This window comes from Aquidulcibacter sp., from assembly GCF_044346625.1.
In the GTDB taxonomy this organism is placed as follows: domain Bacteria; phylum Pseudomonadota; class Alphaproteobacteria; order Caulobacterales; family Aquidulcibacteraceae; genus Aquidulcibacter.
Window position 1 is genome coordinate 1 of sequence record NZ_JBIIYV010000049.1, and the last position, 21,818, is coordinate 21,818.

The 21,818-nt window shown below is 55.7% G+C and carries 15 protein-coding genes and 1 pseudogene; 3 read left to right on the forward strand and 13 right to left on the reverse strand.

Annotated elements, in window-relative coordinates:
• The first annotated feature begins 62 nt into the window (after nt 1-62).
• A complete protein-coding gene (locus ACIQ20_RS11925) occupies nt 63-1,073 on the forward strand; it encodes a TetR/AcrR family transcriptional regulator (protein ID WP_395780585.1) in 1,011 nt (336 codons plus the stop codon).
• Here the strand turns inward: ACIQ20_RS11925 and gltX are convergent.
• The gene (gene gltX, locus ACIQ20_RS11930) at nt 1,070-2,404 is read right to left on the reverse strand and encodes a glutamate--tRNA ligase (RefSeq protein WP_346383208.1); all 1,335 of its coding nucleotides are present in this window, start codon (nt 2,402-2,404) and stop codon (nt 1,070-1,072) included. The two genes, ACIQ20_RS11925 and gltX, sit on opposite strands and share 4 nt — an antisense overlap.
• A 223-nt stretch (nt 2,405-2,627) precedes the next feature.
• On the opposite strand from gltX, the gene lexA reads away from it, so the two are divergent.
• Nucleotides 2,628-3,320 (forward strand): transcriptional repressor LexA, encoded by a 693-nt coding sequence (gene lexA / locus ACIQ20_RS11935; RefSeq protein ID WP_346383207.1) that lies wholly within the window; start codon nt 2,628-2,630, stop codon nt 3,318-3,320.
• Between the two features lie 318 nt (nt 3,321-3,638).
• Here lexA and dnaE read toward each other — a convergent pair whose 3' ends face one another.
• The 6 genes and pseudogenes from dnaE to mce form a co-directional block, all read right to left on the reverse strand.
• Complete coding sequence (gene dnaE / locus ACIQ20_RS11940; RefSeq protein WP_395780587.1) at nt 3,639-7,172, reverse strand: DNA polymerase III subunit alpha; 3,534 nt, start codon at nt 7,170-7,172, stop codon at nt 3,639-3,641.
• A gap of 436 nt (nt 7,173-7,608) precedes the next feature.
• A pseudogene (locus ACIQ20_RS11945) lies at nt 7,609-8,139 on the reverse strand (ABC transporter ATP-binding protein); the annotation flags it as partial.
• Nucleotides 8,132-9,409 carry a lipoprotein-releasing ABC transporter permease subunit gene (locus ACIQ20_RS11950; RefSeq protein ID WP_395780589.1) on the reverse strand — a complete coding sequence of 426 codons (1,278 nt, stop codon included), beginning with the start codon at nt 9,407-9,409 and terminating at the stop codon, nt 8,132-8,134. The pseudogene ACIQ20_RS11945 and the gene ACIQ20_RS11950, both read right to left, overlap by 8 nt.
• On the reverse strand, nt 9,406-10,755 hold the full coding sequence (gene proS / locus ACIQ20_RS11955; RefSeq protein WP_346383203.1) for a proline--tRNA ligase: 1,350 nt from the start codon (nt 10,753-10,755) through the stop codon (nt 9,406-9,408). The genes ACIQ20_RS11950 and proS overlap by 4 nt, the downstream gene beginning before the upstream one ends.
• Before the next feature lie 492 nt (nt 10,756-11,247).
• Complete coding sequence (locus ACIQ20_RS11960; RefSeq protein ID WP_395631650.1) at nt 11,248-11,511, reverse strand: DUF1467 family protein; 264 nt, start codon at nt 11,509-11,511, stop codon at nt 11,248-11,250.
• Entirely contained in the window at nt 11,512-11,937 is a 426-nt protein-coding gene (mce, locus tag ACIQ20_RS11965; RefSeq protein ID WP_346383201.1) for a methylmalonyl-CoA epimerase, read from the reverse strand.
• A 156-nt stretch (nt 11,938-12,093) separates the two neighbouring features.
• On the opposite strand from mce, the gene ACIQ20_RS11970 reads away from it, so the two are divergent.
• Entirely contained in the window at nt 12,094-13,434 is a 1,341-nt protein-coding gene (locus tag ACIQ20_RS11970; protein WP_395780592.1) for a M20 family metallopeptidase, read from the forward strand.
• A gap of 122 nt (nt 13,435-13,556) precedes the next feature.
• Here the strand turns inward: ACIQ20_RS11970 and ACIQ20_RS11975 are convergent, their stop codons facing one another.
• The 6 genes from ACIQ20_RS11975 to nuoL form a co-directional block, all read right to left on the reverse strand.
• Nucleotides 13,557-15,239, reverse strand: a complete 1,683-nt coding sequence (locus ACIQ20_RS11975; RefSeq protein ID WP_395631647.1) for a ribonuclease J — start codon at nt 15,237-15,239, stop codon at nt 13,557-13,559.
• Nucleotides 15,236-16,027 (reverse strand): type III pantothenate kinase, encoded by a 792-nt coding sequence (locus ACIQ20_RS11980; protein WP_313585903.1) that lies wholly within the window; start codon nt 16,025-16,027, stop codon nt 15,236-15,238. Before ACIQ20_RS11980 ends, ACIQ20_RS11975 begins: the two co-directional genes overlap by 4 nt.
• A gap of 114 nt (nt 16,028-16,141) precedes the next feature.
• Nucleotides 16,142-16,894 (reverse strand): biotin--[acetyl-CoA-carboxylase] ligase, encoded by a 753-nt coding sequence (locus tag ACIQ20_RS11985; protein ID WP_395780595.1) that lies wholly within the window; start codon nt 16,892-16,894, stop codon nt 16,142-16,144.
• Nucleotides 16,891-18,369 (reverse strand): NADH-quinone oxidoreductase subunit NuoN, encoded by a 1,479-nt coding sequence (gene nuoN, locus ACIQ20_RS11990; protein ID WP_395780597.1) that lies wholly within the window; start codon nt 18,367-18,369, stop codon nt 16,891-16,893. The genes ACIQ20_RS11985 and nuoN overlap by 4 nt, the downstream gene beginning before the upstream one ends.
• Nucleotides 18,366-19,856 carry an NADH-quinone oxidoreductase subunit M gene (locus tag ACIQ20_RS11995; protein ID WP_395780599.1) on the reverse strand — a complete coding sequence of 497 codons (1,491 nt, stop codon included), beginning with the start codon at nt 19,854-19,856 and terminating at the stop codon, nt 18,366-18,368. Before ACIQ20_RS11995 ends, nuoN begins: the two co-directional genes overlap by 4 nt.
• 7 nt (nt 19,857-19,863) lie before the next feature.
• The coding region (gene nuoL, locus ACIQ20_RS12000; RefSeq protein WP_395780601.1) for an NADH-quinone oxidoreductase subunit L at nt 19,864-21,818 on the reverse strand (1,955 nt) is incomplete at its 5' end.

The window sequence follows — 21,818 nt, forward strand, 5'->3', positions numbered from 1 at the left end:
CCTGAACATGATCAACTCAGCCCTAAACCGGCTACCTCATGACGCCGCTGTTACACCACGCCATGGGACACGATCCTGGCATTGGCGACTTTGGCATACCGTATAAACCTGCGATGGGCTGGTATGAAGAAGCTATCAAAGTCGTTGAGGAATTTTTCTTCTTGTATGGAACGGCCAAGTTCAGATCCGTCCGGCAGCAATCGCCTATAGGATTCCTCGATGGGAGGAACCTACAGAAGACGCCCATAGAAGAAATCAACAAAGCAAAATTCTTTGCAACTTTGGACCGAGATCTTCCGTTTCTGAAAGACATAGAGAATTCGCTTCAAGTAAATCCTGCGCCGACAAGTGCGCACGAATTGATGATGCTAGAGTTGCAGCGTATGCTGACCAAAAGCCCCAACAGACTAGACGCAACCAATCGCCGAGGCCGCATCGTCGCCTCGGCGACTATTGTTATCTATACGCAAGGCTTTCAAAAGCTACGCATGGCAAGTATTGCCAAGCAGGCCGGTGTCTCCACCGCGACGCTTTATCGCCTCTACCCGACAAACTGGGATCTCTATCAGGCCGCCTATGGGTTAGGGGTCAGCATTTATTTGGCGTGGCTTGGGCGAGATATACAAGCCACCAACCCCTTGATCGAATTTACGCACTATAACTCCATCTTTTTTGAAACGTTTTTCGATGTGCAATCCAAAAATGCTTGGTCCTTGGATCAGTTACGTGGGGAACCATCGGAAATTGAGCAGATGCAGCGCTATAGCGAGATTAAAGTCCAAGTCCAAAGTTCGATCTGGCAAAAGCGCTTCGCCAAGCTTTACGCGGAAGGTTACATCAAGGAACCGCCAAGCTGGGACCTAATCCACACCTTCCAAGGACCAACGGCAATCCCGATTGGACTCTTCATGCGCGAAGGCGTGGCCGCGCTGCCCAAAAGCTCTTGGTTTAAAGAATCCTGGCGCATCACGGATGAGTTTTTCAAAATCCACGGCACCCCTCAATTCCACGCGATGCGCAAGAAAATGAATTGGGATGGGGAGTTAGAAGCCCATCTGGCTAAAACAGCCTAGGACGCCCTACCCGCCAAACGGCTTGCAGCACGCTCTGGGCCGATCAGCATGAAGATCCACTTCATCTCTGGCCCATGTTCTTGGCCCGTGAGAGCCTTGCGCAAGGGCATGAAGAGGCCTTTGCCTTTTGCCCCGGTCGCCGCCTTCACTGCCTCTGTAAAGCCCGACCATGATGTTTCATCATACGGACCAACAGGCAGCAGACCCAGCGCCGTGGCGATGAAGTCTGGCTCATCAATCTGAGGCTCAATCGGGCCTTGAACCACTTTGGCCCACAGCGCCACATCGTCAAATTTTGCAAGGTTGCCGCGAACGGCCAGCCAGAAAGCTTCACCTAGATCGCAATCAACCGCGGCTAGGCGCGGCTGGATCGTCGCATAATCGGCATGCTGCAGCAATTGCGCATCCAGACGGCGAACGTCTTCAGGGTCAAAACGGGCTGGCGCGCGGCCGATCTTACCAAAATCAAAGCCAGCAACCAGCGCGTCCAAATTGTCGACAGCCTCAACCGGGTCCGATGTGCCGATCCGTGCCATCAGGGACAAAACCGCCAAGGGTGCAACCCCCTGCTCGCGCAGGCTCTCTACCGATAGAGAGCCAATGCGCTTGGACAAGGTCTCACCATCGGCACCGACCAACAGCGGGAAGTGGCCGAACTCAGGGCGTTTGCCGCCCGTCAGCGCTTCAAAAATCTCAGCCTGCGCGCCCGTATTGGTCACATGGTCTTCGCCGCGGATCACATGGGTGACGCCCAGATCCACATCGTCCACGACCGACGGCAAAGTATAGAGGTAAGCCCCATCTTCACGGATCAGCACGGGATCAGACATCGAGGCTGTATCGACCGTTTGCTCACCCCGGATCAAATCCTGCCAAGCTACCCGCTTGCCTGAGAGTTTAAAGCGCCAGTGGGGCTTGCGCCCCTCGGCTTCAAAGGCGGCCTTGTCTGCATCTGTGAGGGCAAGGGCTGCGCGGTCATAAACCGGGGGCAGCTTGCGCGACAGTGCGATCTTGCGCTTACGATCCAATTCTTCCGACGTCTCATAGCAGGGATAGAGCAGGCCTGCTTCGATCAGCCGATCGCGCGCCTTGTCGTAAATATCAAAGCGAGCCGACTGCCGCGCTTCCTCATCCCAGGTCAGGCCAAGCCAAGTCAGGTCCGTGCGAATGCCATCCTCATAGGCCTGAGTAGAACGCGCCGTATCGGTGTCATCAATCCGCAACAGGAAGGTGCCGCCATGTTGGCGCACAAACAACCAATTGCGCAATGCCGTGATGACATTGCCGACGTGAAGCTTGCCGGTTGGCGAAGGGGCAAATCTGACTTTCATGTTTCTTTCCTATCACGGCTGACTTAGCAGTCATGCCGCCGACAGGCGAGAGGGGCATGTGTAGGTAAGCCATCATGGGGCTGCGGAAAAATTTTCATTAGCCTATAGACGAAAAAACGGAACAGAGTTAGAACATCGCCACTTTGTTCGTGCATCGTTCACGGTGCAATCGGATTTGACAGGGGCTGGCGTGTGCGCGCGCTCCGCAAGATAGGGGAAGTTGATGCTGACGTCCAAACAACGAGAGCTTTTGCTGTTCATTCATGAGCGTCTCAAGGAAACCGGCGTCTCGCCATCCTTTGACGAGATGAAGGATGCGTTGGACTTGGCATCAAAATCGGGCATTCACCGCCTGATTACGGCTCTTGAAGAACGCGGGTTTCTGCGCCGCCTCGCTCATCGTGCCCGCGCACTGGAAGTCTTGAAGCTCCCTGATAGTGCAACCACAGCCGCCCCACCCAAAGGTCGCCAACCGTTCACGCCACTGGTTGTGGGCTCAAAACCTGCCCCCTCGATCCCGGTCACCCCGCCTTCAGCAGCCAATGATATCGCGGTCTTGGGCCGCATCGCAGCGGGTGTGCCTATCGCGGCCATCCAGCATGAGATTGATCGGATTGCAGCACCCGACCAATTGGACCCTGCCCTGCACTTTGCCTTAGAAGTCAAAGGCGATTCCATGATTGATGCCGGTATCTTGGAAGGCGACTTCGTCATCATCCGCCGCACCGATGACGCCCAATCGGGCGAGATCGTTGTTGCCTTGGTCGATGATGAAGAAGCCACGCTCAAGCGCCTGCGCCGTCGCGGCCAGTCTATTGCTTTGGAAGCTGCCAACCCCCGCTACGAAACCCGCATCTTCGGGCCAGATCGGGTAAAGGTTCAAGGCGTGCTGGCGGGGCTTTATCGACGGTACTAGGGGCGTTTTGGGGCTGAGGTAGGGCGCAGTCCGGTCGGACTGCGCCATTTTGTTTGCGTTAGTGCTGGCTTCGGCTCTTTCGACTTGGACGGCCATTGCCGCAGGCTGTGCTGTGCAAAAGGCCCAATTCGAGTTTCAGCCTTCAAGATGGGGTGTCAAAGTGCGCAATTGGCTTCGTCGACTAAGTTGATAAACCGCTTGGCTCCCCAACTTGCGCAGAGACAATCGTCCTAGGGCTTCAAGGCAAGCAGAGCGATACCTGAAACCCGTCCAAGTCGTTTAGTTAAGCACAAGCAGACAAACTAACCTGTTGTCCCCCTAAAACTCCGCCACCAAATCCACACCGGACGCGCTCTTCAACGCCCGGCGCGCAGCCACGTCGATGGGGAAGCGACCAGGTGCCTGAATTTCGACTTCGCGGCCATCAGCGAGTTCGAGGACAACGCGCAATTCGCCAAAGCTGGAGGATGTTGCACCGCGCAACGTCTCCGTGACGCGGGCCAATTCGTCGATTGGTGCCCCGCGCGCCAGAAACACCTTAATCCCCGCACAGCCCGACATGTCGGTTTGGTCGAGGAGCTCTATTTTTTCAGCCGACAGCTTCAAGTCGCCATCGCGCAGCCGTGCTTTCGCCCGGAAACTGACCGAAGTGCCAGGGTCTAGAAAGTCGCGGGCTTCATTGAGGGTTTCAGGCATGATCATCACCTCAAACTCGCCCGTTGGGTCACTCAACGTCACCCAAGCAAACTTACCGCCATCGCGCGCTGGGCGTTCCTTGCGAGCGCGGACAACACCGGCCATGCGGAAAATCGCGTCTGAGCCCTGCATTTTGGAGTTAATCTCGGAGAAAAAGACGGTTTGGCGGCGGCGCAACGCCTCAATCAAATCGTCGAGCGGATGGCCGGACAGAAACAGGCCAAGGGCCGCAAACTCATTGTCCAAACGTTCTTGCGCCGACCACGGTTTCACACTCGGCAAGGGTGCACGTGGCGGCGGGGCGGCATCGCCAAATAGGCTGGTTTGCGCACTTTGCCGATCGGACGCGGCCGCATTGGCATGGGCCACCAATTGGTCAGATGAGGCAAACACCAAGGCACGGTTAGGTTCAATCGAGTCAAAAGCTCCGGCCTTGGCCAGTGTTTCCAAGGTCCGACGGCCCAACGTGCGCGGATCAACCCGCTCGGCCAGATCGTGTAGAGATTTGAACTTGCCACCAGCTTGGCGGATTTCAACAACTTGAGCCATTGCAGCCACGCCAACCGACTTAATGCCGCCCAGAGCATAGCGAATGGCATTGTCTTGAACGGTAAAGTCAGCACCGGAATAATTAAGATCTGGCGACAAGACCTTGATCTTCATGCTTTTTGCTTCTTGCATGAAGGCACCCAATTTATCGGTATCATCAATATCGAGCGACATAGACGCAGCTATAAACTCGACCGGATAATTGGCCTTCAGATAAGCGGTTTGATAGGCGATCACGGCATAGGCAGCTGCGTGGGATTTGTTGAAGCCATAGCCAGCAAACTCACTCACCAACTCAAAGATACGGTCAGCAAGCTCTGCGTCTACGCCCCGTTCGGTGGCACCGCTGACGAACCGGTCCTTTTGCTTGGCCATTTCCTCAGGCTTTTTCTTACCCATCGCGCGGCGTAACAAATCGGCCTCACCCAAGGAATAGCCCGACAGGATTTGGGCGATCTGCATCACCTGCTCCTGATAGATAATGACGCCTTGGGTCTCCTTCAGAACTTGGACCAAACTTTCATGAAGATAATCAGCATCTTTGCGACCAAACTTCACATCACAATAGGTCTCGATATTCTTCATCGGGCCCGGCCGATAGAGCGAGATCAGAGCGATGATGTCGTCCAAAGTATCCGCGCGCATCTTGCGCAACGTGTCGCGCATGCCTTGGCTTTCCAACTGGAACACGCCCATCGTCTTACCCGATGCCAACAGTTCGTAGGTTTTAGGGTCATCAAACGGCAGTGTGTCGAGATCGACCACAATGTCGCGGGCTTTCAAAAAGTCCAAAGCCCGCTGGATGACCGTCAGCGTCTTCAGGCCCAAGAAATCGAACTTAACAAGGCCCGCAGGTTCTACCCATTTCATATTGAATTGAGTGGCAGGCAAGCTGGAGCGGGGGTCCTTATAAAGCGGCACAAGCTCGTGCAGCGGCCGGTCGCCAATCACGACGCCAGCTGCGTGGGTCGAGGCGTTGCGGTATAGGCCTTCAAGCTCAATCGCGGCATCAAGGAGGGTGCGCACATCGGCATCACGCGACCGCTCTTCTTGGAGGCGCGGCTCATCCTTGATGGCTTGAGCCAAGGTTACAGGGGCAGCGGGATTGTTCGGCACCATTTTGGCCAGTCGGTCGACTTGGCCGTAAGACATATCCAAGACCCGACCTACATCGCGAAGCGCAGCCCGCGCCTGTAAGGTACCGAAGGTGATGATCTGCGCCACCCGGTCAGCGCCATATTTCTTCTGCACATAATCAATGACTTGATCCCGCTTCTCTTGGCAGAAGTCGATATCGAAGTCGGGCATGGAGACGCGTTCTGGATTTAAGAAGCGCTCAAACAAGAGGCCAAAGGCCAAAGGATCAAGATCAGTGATAGTCAGCGAATAGGCAACGAGAGAGCCTGCGCCAGACCCCCGGCCGGGGCCGACAGGTATGTTGTTTTCCTTCGACCATTTGATGAAATCCGCAACGATCAAAAAGTAGCCAGCGAACCCCATGCGGTTGATGACATTGATTTCGTGCTCCAACCGTTGCTCATAGATTTCGCGCGCGACAACGGGTGGCCGCTTGGCGAGGCGCGCTTCAAGACCTTGGCGAGCTTGGCTTGCCAATTCCTCTGGCTCATCACGCCCCTCGGCTGTGGTAAAGCGCGGTAGGATGGGCGCGCGCATCAGCGGGCGCACAGCACAACGTCGGGCAATGTCCACACTATTGGCCAAAGCCTCAGGTAAGTCAGCAAACAGGGCCACCATATCGGCTTCGCTACGGAAGCAATGATTGGCCGACACACGCTCGCGCTTGTCATCGGCCACGCGGGTGGCTTGGCCAATGCACATCAGAATATCTTGGGCGCGATGCCGCTCTGGGCTGTCAAAGCGCACGTCATTGGTCGCCACCAGCGGAAGATTGCCTTGATAAGCTAGATCAATCAGAAGCGGCTCAATTTGGCCCTCATCGGCCATGCCGTGGCGTTGCAGTTCGATATAAAGCCGATCTGGGAATGCCTTGGCCAACTGGCGCAGCAACATGTCTGCTTCTGCTTTCAGATTGGCCAGCAGTGCGCGCGATAGAAGCCCTTCCCGCCCCCCGGTGAGGCAGATCACGCCCTCGCTATGCTCCAACACCTTTTGAAGGCTGACATGGGGCAGGCTCCCTGCTGGAACCTCTAGAAAGGACAGGCTGGAAAGGGCCATCAGATTGGCCCAGCCAACCTCATTCTGAGCAATCAATGCCAAACTACCGTCTGGTCCAGCCGCCGCTCCGGCCTTTTGGCTCAGGAAGGAGACAGGCAGCGTCAGGCCCATGATGGGCTGAATGCCCTTTTCGGCCAAAGCTTCTGAAAACTCGAGCGCACCAAACAGGTTCGGGTCCGAGATACCGACAGCGACGCAACCTGCTTTGGAGGCAAAGCCCGCGAGCTTCTTGACCGTCATCGCGCCATCGAGCAGCGAATAGGCGGACCGAACCCGCAAATGCACAAATCCGGGACCAGCCAATACTGGTCTTCCCGCTTGCGATACCCCCGCAGAACCCGTCAAAGCGATGTTCCCCGAACTCTGATCACCACCAGAGAACGTACCGCCTGAAAGAGTAGTATCTGCCATAGGGCCACCTGAATCCGTCGACAGAATCATCACCAAAGAGGGACTTAGTCTGGCAGGACTCTTGAGGTTCTGTCAGCCCTCGCCGACAGAAATCTTGAAGCCATCCTCAACCGATGACAGCGCCCCAACCCCAAGCCATGAGGGTGAATGCGATAATTGCTGCGAAAGCGGCTGCGTCTTGAAGCTGGGCCATGTTACACCTACTTTGTTCTGTTTTCGTTCTATTCTTGTTTTGTTCTCATGACAAGAGGCTTTTTGCAGAACGATGGAACAAAGATTGAGGGTTCTAGTCCTGAACCAAAACACCGCCTTCGATGCGGAATACGCGGTCCATTTGTCGCGCTAAATCAAGGTTATGCGTAGCAACCAGAGCAGAGGTCCCCTCCTCCCGCGTCGCTTTACGGAAAGTGTCAAACACAAAGCTGGAAGTGGCGGGATCGAGGTTGCCGGTGGGCTCATCCGCAATCAAAAGGGCGGGTTGATTGGCAAGTGCACGCGCAATGGCCACCCGTTGCTGCTCGCCGCCCGACAATTGACCTGGTTGATGCTGCTTGCGGTCCGCTAGGCCCATCATATCCAAAAGTTGCTCCGCCCGGGCTTGCGCCTCGGCTCGGCCCACGCCTGCAATCCATTGTGGCAAGGCGACATTATCGACCGCGCTAAACTCCGGCAGCAAATGGTGAAATTGATAGACAAAGCCTAGCGCGGTGCGGCGCAAAGCGGTGCGTGCGGCGTCGGGCAGTTTCGTCGCATCAATGCCAGCCAGCTCCACCGTGCCTCCTTGGGCGGCCTCTAGCAGACCAGCCGCATGGAGAAGCGATGATTTACCAGAGCCTGACGGACCAATCAGCGCGACGATTTCCCCCGGCATAATGGTCAGATTGGCCCCTTTGAGGACTTCCAGCTCGCCTGCACGGGTCTGATAGACCCTGCGCAAATCTGTGAGGCGCAGTACAGGGCTACTCATAGCGAAGCGCCTCCACGGGATCGAGCTTTGATGCCCGCCAAGACGGGGGCAACGTAGCGACGACACTTGCGATCGCTGCAAACAAGGCTGTCGTGATCACTTCATGCCATTCCACTTTGGCGGGGATCTGGCTCAAGAAATATACATCGGCATTGAAAACCGGGCCAAACACAAACTCGACCACTTTTTGAATGGTTCCGATATTCAGGCAGAACAACGTGCCGCCTATGGCCCCAGCCAGTGTCGCCAGAATACCAACGCTTGCGCCCGACATCATAAATACCCGCATGATGGAAGCGCGCGACGCCCCCATAGTGCGCAGGATGGCGATATCGCGGCCTTTATTCTTCACCAGCATGACAAGGCCAGAAATGATGTTCATTGCCGCAATCGCGACAATCAGCATCAAGATCAACCGCATCACATTGCGCTCAATCTGCAAAGCGGACACGAGGCTTTCTGATTGTTGCCGCCAATCCGTCACATAGCGGTTTTGGCTGAATTTCGCGACTTCTAGCGCCAGAAGATCAGCTTTATCCGGATCCTGCATCCGCAGTTCAATCGTGTCCCAGCTGGTTTCTTTTGAAAAGAATAATTGGGCTTGCTCAATCGGCATATAGATAAAGGTCGCGTCATACTCGCTCATCCCAATGTCGAAGATGGCAGAGACGGTGTAGTCCTTGATACGCGGGGTGGTGCCAAAGGGGGTCGACGCTCCTTGTGGCGAGATGAGCTGAACCGAATCCCCCGGTAGAACGCCTAAGGCTTCTGCAAGGCGAGAGCCCATAGCGATTTCGTCGCCGCCATACTCACCAGTCCCCCACGTCTTGAGGTTTCCGCCGACCAGATTGTCCGAGACGATTTTGAGCTTGCTCAGATCTGACGGCGCTAGCCCGGTCACCACAGCACCACGTGCCAAATTGCCACCTTGACCGACCGCCATGACTTGGCCGTCAATCTTGGGCATCACGTCAATAACGCCGGGCAAAGCCTTGGCTTTAGCCACGATGGCGCGGGCTTCTGGAATGGGCATGTTCCGCACATCGACGAAGACATGACCATTAACGCCCAAAATCCGGCCTAAGAGCTCTGCACGAAAGCCATTCATCACGCTCATCACAATGATGAGGACGGCGACGGCCAGAAATATGCCGATAAAGCTGATCAACGAGATTAGTGCGACCCCGCCATCTTCACGCCGGGCCCGCAAATAGCGTGCGGCTAGCGTGCGCTCCCACATGCCAAAAGGGCCCGCGCCGCCAGCTTTCATGCGGAGGCCTTAGCGGTGAGACGTGATAGCGCGCTTTCCAACGAGACTTCTTCCTTGGTGCCAGTCTTGCGGTCCTTCACCTCGACCAAACCATTGGCAAGACCTTTTGGCCCCACGATCAATTGGGTAGGCACACCGATCAAATCCATGGTGGCGAACTTCGCCCCCGGACGGTCTTGGCTATCGTCATAAAGTGGATCCATGCCAGCCTTTAGAAGGGCCTGATACGCCTGCTCGCAGGCGGTATCGACAGCTTCATCGCCGGGGCGCAAGCTGATCACGCCAACATCAAACGGGGCGACAGCATCCGGCCAGATGATGCCGTTCTCGTCATGGCTGGCTTCAATAATCGCCCCGACCAGACGCGATACGCCAATGCCGTAAGAGCCCATTTGCACCAAAACGTCTTTGCCATCTGGCCCAGAGACTTTGGCATTCATAGGCGCGGAATATTTGGTGCCGAAAAAGAAGATATGGCCCACTTCGATCCCGCGGCCGGTGCGGCGGCGGTCCGTCGGCACTTCGCTCTCAAAGCGGCTCTCATCATGGATTTCATCAGTTGCCGCATAGGCTTTCACGATGCGCGACACAGTCTCAGCGCGATTGGCGCGCGCTGCGTCATTGTTATCAAAGCTGATATCCATGCCGGCCCAATCAGTCTCATCATAGACAGCATCATAGAACACGCCGCTTTCACCTGTGGGCGCGAGCACCAAAAACTCATGGCTTAAATCGCCACCAATCGGCCCCGTATCGGCGCGCATGGGCACGGCTTGCAGGCCCAAGCGCTGGAAGGTCTTCAAATAGGCCAGAAACATCTTGTTATAGGCATCGCGCGCGCCAGCTTCGTCGAGATCAAAGCTATAGGCATCTTTCATCAAGAACTCGCGGCCGCGCATCACGCCAAAGCGGGGGCGGACTTCATCGCGGAACTTCCACTGGATGTTATAGAGGTTCAGCGGCAATTCCTTGTACGAGCGTACATGGTTGCGGAAGATATCCGTCACGACTTCTTCGGCGGTGGGACCAAACAACAGGTCACGCTCATGTCGGTCGGTGATCCGCAGCATTTCTGCGCCATAAGCGTCATAGCGGCCGCTCTCGCGCCATAAGTCTGCCCCTTGCATGGTTGGCATCAAGACCTCCAGCGCGCCGGAGCGGTTTTGCTCCTCGCGCACAATGGCCTCGATCTTTTGCAAGACTTTCAAGCCCAAAGGTAGCCAGGAATAGATGCCGGCGGAATGTTGCTTGATCATGCCGGTGCGCAGCATCAGCTTGTGCGACACGATTTCGGCGTTGGCTGGGGTTTCTTTTGTAACGGGCAGGAAATAGCGCGACATGCGCATGGCGATCACCTTTTCTTTGACGCCCTGCCATAGTCTGTGCCGCGCGCTGAGGCAATTAGTCAGCGCTGCGGGTGGTGTTTGGGGCGGGGGTGGAAAGAAGTTCTTTTCGTCTAGACCTATTTTGGTGAAAACCATGTTTCACCAAAGTGCGACCAAGTGTTTCGATTTCAAATTGTGCGCTCTCCCCTCGCCCCCCAAGGGGGAGAGGGGCTTCAGAAGGGCCACCCCCCAAACGAAAAAAGGCCGCGCTTGAACAAGTCAGGCGCGGCGCAAAGGTTCTGGGAGGAAACGCCATCAGGCATTTTCGAGGGAGCGACAGGCCCGTCTCGCAAGTGCACAATCGCCGTTCCGCCTCGCAGGTGCAACATGGTGGCTGCCCAATTGCCGCAAAAACATGCCATTGCCCATCATGCGGCTAAATGTGGTGCAAACCCTGCCCTCTTTTTGGGCTTGAGGCCGAAATTGACCCAATTTTTAGGTCGATCGAGCCCGTCAGCCCATCAACCGACCCAATGGATGCTCCAACGAGACCCAACCTGACATCAAAAGCAGGGCAAAAGCTGTCCACACAATGGACGTAATCGCCGTCGTCCAGATCAATTTCTGCTTGATGTTGGCGACGACAGGGGCACCAGGGTCTGTGCCGGCAACAACTTCGCCGCTTTCTTCTTGGCTGCGCACGCCAATCGGTAGGACGCAAAACAGGATCACCCACCACATGGTGAGGAAGATTGCGATCCCTGTGAACCAATCCATCTAATGGGCCCCCTTCGGCGTTTCCATGAGCTCGATCAATACACCGTTTGAATTCTTCGGGTGAACAAAGATAATCAAAGTGCCGTGAGCCCCAATCCGCGGTTCGCCCAGAATGGTCGCGCCATTGGCCTTCATCGCGTCGCGGGCGGCATAAATCTCTGGGACCTCGAAGCATACATGATGCTGACCGCCATTGGGGTTCTTTTCGAGGAATTTGTGGATGGGCGACGCCTCCCCCAAAGGCTCAATCAATTCAAGCTGGCTGTTTGGAATATCGACAAAAGCTACCTTCACGCCTTGCTCTGGCATGTCGCGCATGGGCGTAATGTCGGCGTCAGTGACGCCATAGAGGGCTTTGTAATTTTCCAAGGCAGCGGCAATGGAGGGCACGGCAATGCCGACGTGATTGAGACGACCCAGTTTCATGATGATTTTCCTGTGCAAGTGGCCCGCTTCCATCATGGCTTTAGGCGGCTACGTCAATCTTAGCCCACAGGTAGGCCTCACTTTTGGATAGACAAGCGCGGCGGCGGTCCTTAGCCTCAAAAGGCTGTGATCAGAATTGTGATCGGGGAGACCACTATGAAAAGAACTACATCAATAGCTACACTAGCCGCACTGATCATCTTAGGCGCTGCTGCCCCTAAACCGACTGCGCCGGTGCAGACGCTCAAAATTCCAGAGTTGAGCGCTAGTGTGGCTGCTGATTATTCAAGCTCGCTGAAAAGCTTGTGGGAGGATTTGCACGCCAATCCAGAACTGTCCTTCCGCGAAACGCGCACCGCCGGCGTTGTGGCGCGAGAACTGCGCGCTACAGGCGGGATTGAGATTACAGAGAAAGTCGGCGGCACAGGTGTTGTCGGTGTGATCCGAAATGGCGCTGGACCAACCATTATGTTGCGTGCCGATATGGACGGCCTCCCAATCCTCGAACGCAATGGCCTGCCTTATGAATCTAAAGTCCGGCAGATCGATGCTGACGGGATTGAGATGCCCGTCATGCATGCCTGCGGTCATGATGTTCACGTCGCCGCCCTCATCGGCGCTGCCCGACAATTGATGACACGCAAGAGCCAATGGCGTGGCACAATCGTCCTCGTCTTCCAGCCAGCCGAGGAACGCTTGGGCGGGGCTTTGGCCATGTTGCAAGATGGCCTTTATACACGGTTCCCAAAGCCTGACATTGCACTGGGCCTCCACATTGCCAGCGGCCTAGAGCGCGGCAAATTCAAGGTTGAAAGCCGCGTTGCCAATTCTAGCTCGGACAGCGTGAACATCATTGTACGCGGCGTCGGCGGGCATGGTGCCTCGCCGCAACAGACCGTGGATCCGATTGTGGTCGCGTCCAATCTGGTGATGGCATTACAGACCTTGGTCAGCCGTAATATCTCGCCTCTAGAGCCCGGCATTGTGACTGTGGGTGTCGTGCAGGCTGGCCTAAAGCGCAACATCATTCCTGAAGAGGCGCGTTTGGAACTCACCGTGCGGGCCGACACGCCTGAAGTGCGGGCAGAACTCCTTAAAGGAATCAAGCGGATTTCTGACGGTGTGGCAAAGACCTATGGCGTGCCGGAGGATCGGATGCCCATCGTCACCAATCTGGAAGAAAAAGCCCCTCCTAATCTGAATGATCCTGAGAACGCCGCCAAGCTACGCGCCAGCCTTGAGACAGCCTTTGGCGCGGACCGCATGTCCAAGATTCCCCGCTCCAGCATGGGCGCTGAAGACTTTGCCTATTACGGTGCGCCAGAGTGGGGCGGCATCAAAAGCGTGTTCTTCAATGTCGGCGGTAGCATCACCGATGACGTGAGCAAAGCGCCACCCCATCACTCACCCTTGTTCCGGATTGAGCCGGAAGCCTCGGTCAAGTCGAGTGTCGAAGGCTATGTCGTCGCGGCGATGACGTTTTTGGGTACGCCCTAGGGGTATGCGTCTGTCGTCTGAGGATTGAATGTCTGGACAAGAAGCACTTTGGTGTTAGCTCTGCCTTTCACCAAAGCGCTTCTAAGTTGTTTTTTTTCTAAAGAAAAAACCACTGAGCCGACCTAAATCGTCATCACCACAACATCAACAATGGGGCGCTTGCCGAAGATGCGGTCGCAAGCCTTGCGGACAGCCCGCATGACATAGCCTTCAGCTGTTTCTTCATCCGTGCGTTGATCGGGTTTTAGGCGGTTAAACGCCTCTTCCGCCGCATCGGCCAATTGCTCTAGGCGACCTTCAGCTGGGGCACCATTGCGCTCGGACAAGCCACGCGCCCGCACATCTGGTCCGGCCTTGATCCGACCTTTGGCGTCCATGGCAATTGAAACCATTACATAGCCGTGCTCGCCCAAACGAATACGATCTCGAATGGTCTCGCTGTCTGAGGAGATGATGGCATCACCATCCACGAGCAAGCGGCCATTGGGCACTTCATCAATCACCGCAGCAGGGCCCGGGGCCAAGCGGATCATGTCGCCATTCTTGACGGCTAAAGCTTCTGGCACTTGAAGGCTTAAGGCGAACTTCGCATGCTCCATCAAATGGCGCTGTTCGCCATGGGTTGGGATGGCGATTTGTGGACGTACCATCTCGTACATGGCACGCAACTCATCCCGGCACGGGTGGCCTGAAACGTGGATATGGCGATCTTTGCCGGTAATGATGTTTACGCCGCGCATGGCGAGCTTGTTTTGGAGCTCAAGGATCGCGCGCTCATTGCCCGGGATTTCTCGGCTGGAGAACAAGCAGGTATCGCCGCGCCCGAGGGTCACAAACGGGTGGCTACCTTCAGCAATGCGGGCCAAAGCAGCACGTGGCTCACCTTGGCTGCCAGTGCACAGATAAAGCACTTTGTCGTCTGGCAAATGGCGCGCCATCTCGGGCTCGATAAAGGTAGCCTCTTGAAGCAGGCCAACCGCCTTGGCAGCGCCCGTGATGCGCAGCATCGAGCGGCCAATCAAAGACACCGAGCGGCCAGCTGCTGTTGCGGCTTCGACTGTCGACAAAATGCGCGCGACGTTGGAAGCAAAGCACGCCACAGCCACTTTGCCCTTTTGCTCTGCGATTGCCTCAAACAGACCGTCGCGGACACCGGCTTCAGAACCTGCTTCGCCTTCGGAGAACACATTGGTGCTGTCGCAGATCATGGCCAAAACGCCATCATCGCCAATCTGGCGTATACGGGCGCTATCGGTTTGTTCCCCGATCAAAGGATCAATGTCGATCTTCCAGTCGCCCGTATGCATCACCGTGCCCAAAGGCGTATGGATCGCAAGGCCGTTTGGCTCAGCGATCGAGTGGGTCAGGGTGACATACTCAATGTCAAACGGGCCGATTTGAAAGCGATGCTTCAAGGGCACTTCGTGAAGTGCTACCTTTCGCTCAATCCCACGTTCCCGCAGCTTGTCGCGCAATAAGTGCGCGGTAAATGGCGTTGCATAGACGGGAGCGGGGAAGCGCGGCCACAGCCAGCCCATCGCTCCGATATGGTCTTCATGGGCGTGGGTTAGAACGATGGCGAGGATATCATCCTTATTGGTCTCAAGGAATTCTGGATCGGGCAGGATTAAGTCCACGCCCGGAATGCCTTCCTCGCCAGCGAAGGTGACACCGACATCGACAACAATCCACTTCTTATCGCCATCCGGCCCAAAGCCGTAAGCGTTGAGGTTCATGCCGATTTCATTAGAGCCACCGAGGGGGAGAAAGACGAGTTCATCTGTTTTATTTTTTGTTTTTGTCACGTTGGGTTCCGATTGGCGGACCTACCGCCATTGCGTTCAAAGATTTCTAATAGCCCGACAGTCGTCAGGTCTTGATCATAATGATCAATATGGGTTGATGCGCCTTCAAACAAAGAGGCGACACCCCCAGTTGCGATTACTTTCATGGGTACGCCATACTCGGCCTTGATCCGGTCGATTAGACCATCAATCAGCTCAATATAGCCCCAAAACACGCCTGACTGCATCGCACCGACTGTGTCGATGCCGATTACTTTGTCTGGCTTACGAATTTCGATTCGCGGCAAACGGGCCGCGGCCGTGTGTAGCGCTTGAAGGGACAAATTGATCCCAGGCGAAATCACACCACCCTCAAATGCGCCATCTGCCCCTACAATGTCAAATGTGGTGGCGGTGCCGCTGTCGATTACAATGCACGGCCCACCATATTGAATGAAGGAGCCAATCGCATTGACAAGGCGGTCAGCGCCGGCTTCCGATGGCTTTGGGATACGCACATCAATACCAAGCTCTGCGTTTTCACCCACCACCCAAGGCTCTGCGCCTACATAGCGCCGTGACAGATTACGCAAATGAAACAAAGCCTGCGGCACCACAGTCGAGATAACGCAATGATTGAGGTCATTGATGGAAAGTCCTGCAAAGCGCATCGCTGCATCGAGCCACACAGCATATTCATCAGCCGTCCGCGAGGAGTTACTGGCCGCACGCCATGTGCCGCGCCATTTCGTGCCGTCATGGACAGCAAATTTCGAATTCGTGTTCCCAACGTCAATGGCCAGCAGCATGTGTCCCCCTGGGTCTGTCTCTGATACGGGGCCAGGCCCACGTGGGTTACCATTTTCGCGCTCTCTTTAGCCTGTGCGGGGTAGCATGCGCCAGTGCTAAGAGTGCGGGCCGAATTAGCCAAAAAACACGTCGCCGGCTGTTACTTCGTGGATTGTGCCGTCAGCCTGCTCCAGTTGCAGGGCCCCATTTGGTGCAAGCCCATAGAAACGGCCTTCTAGCGTCTCATGCGGCAAACGGACGATGATGGGTTGGCCCACGCCTGACGCCCTTGCCAGCCAGGCTTGTGCAATTGGGCCAAAGCCCCTTTGCGCCCAGATGTCGAACCAGTCGTGAAAGCGGTGCCGTAGTGTCTCAAACAGGATCTCTGCGCTGACAGGTAGGTGGCCAAGGGGCACATGGTCGGCAACGCACGTGATGGGCTGGTCAATGCCATCGGGACGGGTGCGAACATTGACGCCAATGCCGACCGCCAAATGAAAACCAGCTTGCCCCTGCCAGCTCTCCAGCAAAATGCCGCTGGTCTTTTTGCCCTCGATCAAAACATCATTCGGCCACTTAAGGCTGACGGCACCTTGCGTCACATGGAGGTCAATCGCTTCCGCCACAGCCAAGGCTGCGACAAAGGACAGATTGGCCGCTTCGGCAGGCCCGCAGGTCAGCGTAAACAAGCCCGTTGTGAACAGATTGCCGGGCTCACCCAGCCAAGTCCGGCCCCGCCGGCCCCTGCCCTTGGTTTGCTCAAGGCTGCGAACCCATAAAGGACCAGTCTCGCCGCCTTCGCTTAGGCGGCGTGCTTCGTCATTGGTGGAGTCTAGGGTGTCATAAAGCCGGACGTTATCCCGCCCGCCCGAAGCGTTTGGCTTCAATGGAAGCCAGCCCCGGCGATGCTTGCAGCCGAGCCAACGAGCCCGATCACCAAGGTCAAAGCGGCCAAGACAAAGGTCGCACCGGTCAAGGTCAACGTCGTGGACGCGCCAACCGGTACCATGGCGATGCGTGGCTCATCAAACCAGACGGTCTTGATGATGCGAAGATAATAGAAGGCCGACACCACTGAAGCCAAGATCAGAACGATTGCCAACGGCAGAAGCCCTGACGCGCTGGTCGCCAAAATCACTTCCCACTTGCCAAAGAAGCCTGCCAAAGGTGGTATGCCCATGACCGAGAATAACAACATGGTCAAAGCAGAAGCGAGAAGCGGGTTGGAGCGCGACAGTCCAGAGAGAGCTGAGATTGTCTCCACCCGTTCGCCTTCGGCATTGCGCAAGGAGAGTACGACACCAAACAGGCCAACCGAGGTGATCGCATAGATGGACACAAAGACCAGCAGGGCTTTCGGTCCAAATTCTGGTCCGCAAGCAATGGCAACCAACGCATAGCCCATGTTGGCGATGGACGAATAAGCCAACAGGCGCTTGATATTGGTCTGCTGCAAGGCGAACAATGCCCCAATCGCCATCGACAGCACGGCCATGATCATGACGATGCCCAGCCAATCCTTTTGAAGCGGGCCGAAAGCTTCAAAGCAGACCCGAGCAAAGAGGACAGAGGCGGCAACCTTGGGCGCAGATGCAAAGAAGGCAGTCGAAACGGTGGGTGAGCCTTCATAGACATCCGGCGTCCACATATGGAAGGGTGCCGCCGACATCTTGAATGCGAGGCCACAGAGGATAAAGACAAGGCCGAAGACGACGCCGATAGAGCGCTCATCAGCAACTTGAGCGGCGATTACGTCGAAATTGACCGAACCGGTAAATCCGTAAACCAGCGAGCAGCCATAGAGCAGCAAGCCAGACGACAAGGCACCCAGCACAAAATATTTGAGGCCCGCTTCAGAGCTTTTAGCGTCATCGCGGGCATAGGCTGCCAGCACATAGAGCGCCAAGGACTGCATCTCGACACCGACATAAAGCGCGATCAAATCATGGGCTGAAACCATGATAAACATGCCCAAAGTCGCCAAAAGTGCGAGGACCGGAAACTCTGGTTTGTCGAGCTTCTTTTCCGCGAGAAAGTCGATGGAGAGCAAGAGCGCGCTACCGGCTGTCAGGGCGATGATCAACTTGGCGTAAGCGGAAAATCCGTCAGCGGCATAGGAGCCCGAGAAGACCACCACTTGCTCTGCCGGCATGTGCAGCACAGCCATAGAACCTGCAGCCACAATCGTGGCGACACACAGCCAAGTGACCAAGCGCGAACCCTTGTCGCCCATAAAGGCACCAATCAGCGTGATGATCAAAGCCCCCACTGCGAGGGTGATTTCCGGCAGAATATATGGAACCTGCTGGAAAAAGAGCTCTGCTGTCATGGTTTGGTTGATGGCCATTACCGCACCGGTCACTTAAAGTTCGCGTGGAAGGCGTCCACGAGCGCAACGGCAGAAGTCGCCGTCTGGTCAAAGATGATGTTAGGCTGGAAGCCCAAGTACAAAGCCGCAGCGATCAAGGGCACGAAGATCGCGATCTCACGCGCATTCATGTCGGTGATCGTATTGAGCGCTGGATTGACGATCGTACCAAAAATCACCTTGCGATAGAGCGTCAGCATATAGGCTGCAGACAAGATCACCCCACTTGCCGCCACCATAGCCGTGACAGGATCGACGTTAAACGCGCCCTGCATGGTAAGGATTTCGCCGACAAAACCCGAAGTGCCAGGTAGGCCGACATTGCCCATGGTGAATAACAAGAACACGGCCGCATAGATCGGCATGCGGTTCACAAGGCCACCATATTGGGCGATCTCACGTGTGTGCATGCGGTCATAAATGACGCCGACGCAGAGGAACAAAGCGCCGGAGATAACCCCGTGGCTGAGCATTTGGAACAAAGCGCCTTGAATGCCCTGCTCATTGCCAGAGAAAATCCCCATGGTGACAAAGCCCATGTGCGCGACCGAAGAATAAGCAATCAGCTTCTTGATGTCGGTCTGACGGAAAGCAACGAGCGACGTATAGACAATCGCAATGCCCGACAAAGCAAATATGAAGGGCGCAAAGTCGTTTGAGGCTTCTGGGAACATCGGCAAGGAGAAGCGCAGAAAGCCATAGCCGCCCATCTTCAACAACACCCCGGCCAGAATGACAGACCCTGCCGTTGGTGCCTCAACGTGGGCGTCAGGCAACCAAGTGTGGACTGGCCACATCGGCATTTTGACGGCGAAGGAAGCAAAGAAGGCCAGCCACATCCAGGTCTGCGCATCCTTAGCAAACTCAAAGGCTTGCAGGTCCGGGATCGAGGTCGTCTTGGCCGTGATCGCCATCCACGCAATCGCGATCAACAAAAAGAGCGAGCCCAACAGCGTGTAGAGGAAGAATTTGTATGCCGCATAGACGCGGTTCTTACCGCCCCAAATCCCGATGATCAGATACATGGGGATAAGGCCAGCCTCGAAGAAAATGTAGAAGAGGACGATATCAAGCGCGCAGAACACGCCGATCATCAGCGTCTGCAACAGCAAGAATGCCGCCATATATTCCACGACGCGCTTCTCAATCGAGGTCCAGCTTGCCAAAATGCACAAGGGCATAAGAAAGGCAGTCAACAGGATCAAAAGCACGGAAATGCCGTCAATACCCAGATGGTATTGGATCATGCCATACCAGTCCGCCCGCTCAACGAACTGATAGCCCGCCTTGGTTTCGTCAAACACCAGCGCCATCCAAAGCGCTAAGCCGAACACAATCACGGTTGTAACCAAAGCGATCCAGCGGGCTGCATTGGCGCGTGCGGCCTCTGGGCTCTTGATGAGCTGGGGTAAAAACAGGATCAAGACGGCCGCCACAGCGGGCGTCCAAGTGAGGATCGAGAGGATGGGCAGCGTGTCCATGATAGCCTCAGGCACCCCGGAATAGAACAAAAGCGCCAAGCGCGACCGCCGCGATCAGCATCAAGAAGGCATAGTGATAGACATAGCCCGACTGGATCTTCACGGCTTTCTTCGAACCAAAGTTCAAAGCTGCAGCAATGCCATTGGGCCCAAGCCCATCGATCAGCTTGCCGTCACCGATTTTCCAGAAGAAGTCACCCAGCGCGCGGGCACCCTTAACAAAGACGATCTCATAGAGCTCGTCGAAATACCATTTGTTCTCCAAGAAGGCGTGAGCCATGCCCTTGCGGTCGGCTATCTTCTTACCCAAGCCTTCGTTGAACAAATAGAAGTAAAGGGCAGCAGCTAGGCCGATCAGCATCACGACCAGCGGCGCATAGAAAACCCAGCCCGGAATGAAGTATTTGTCTTTGAGGACGGTGTTGTCAGGCGCGGTATAGATCGAGCTGCCCCAGAACTCTTTCGCATGATGACCAACGAAGGCATCATAGAAGACAGAGCCAGCAAATACGGCACCCAAAGCCAACAAGATCAGCGGGATCAACATCACCCACGGGCTCTCATGCGGGCCGTGCCAAGCATGGTGACCATGGTCGTCGTCATGGCTGCCCGCAGCATTTTGGCCAGCTTCGTTGATATGAGCGACAGCTGGCTGAGCATGCGCGTGGGCAGCATCGCTATGGCTATGGTCGTCATGATGACCATGATCGCCATCAGCTTTCCACTTTGGAGTGCCATGGAAGGTCATGAAGGCCAAGCGCCACGAATAGAAGCTCGTCAGCGTCGCAGCCAGCAAAGCCATCCAGAAGGCCATTTGAGCAGCCGTATTGCCCGTCATGCCCGCAGCATAGGTGGTTTCGATGATGGCGTCCTTGGAGAAGAAGCCAGCAAAGCCAAATGGCGTGTGCGGAATGCCGACACCGGTGATGGCCAGGGTGCCGATAATCATGATCACAAAGGTGATCTTCATATGCTTGGCAACATCGCCCATTTTGCGCATGTCTTGCTCGTGATGCATGCCATGGATCACGCTACCTGCGCCTAAGAACAACAAGGCTTTGAAGAAGGCATGGGTGAAGAGATGGAACATCGCGGCCTGATAGGCACCAATCCCTGCGGCAAAGAACATAAAGCCCAATTGCGAACAGGTCGAATAAGCGATCACGCGCTTGATGTCGTTTTGGGCGAGGCCAACAGTTGCCGCGAACAAGGCCGTCACCGCACCAATGATGGTGATGAAGCCTGCTGTACCGGGGGCCGCTTCATAAATGGGTGAGCACAAGCAGACGAGCACAACACCGGCCGTCACCATGGTGGCGGCGTGGATCAAGGCCGACACAGGTGTTGGGCCTTCCATCGCGTCGGGCAACCACGTGTGCAGGAAGAATTGCGCCGATTTACCCATCGCGCCGATGAACAGCAAGAAAGCGATGATTTCGATAGCGGGCAGTTGGTAAACGCCCCACTTCAACATCACGTCAGCCTTCTCCGGAACCATGGCAAAGACTTCTTTGAACTCAATCGTGCCAAACACAAAGAAGACGGCCATAATGCCCAAGGCAAAGCCGAAATCGCCGACGCGGTTGACGACAAAGGCTTTAATCTGCGCGTCATTGGCCGAGCGCTTGTGATACCAAAAGCCAATCAAGAGATAGGATGCGAGGCCCACGCCTTCCCAGCCAAAGAAGAGCTGCATGAAGTCTGCCGCAGTAACCAGCGACAACATGGCGAAGGTGAATAGCGAGAGATAGGCAAAGAAGCGCGGCTTATGCGGGTCTTCGGCCATATAGCCCCAGCTATAGAGGTGCACCAAAGACGATACGCCGGTAACGACAATCATCATAACGGCACTAATGGCATCCAATCGGATCGACCAGGTGCTCTTGAGGTCGCCAACATCGATCCAAGTCGCGATGCGAATGGGCTCAGCGGGCAGATGTAGGCTGTGCTGCCAATGGCCGA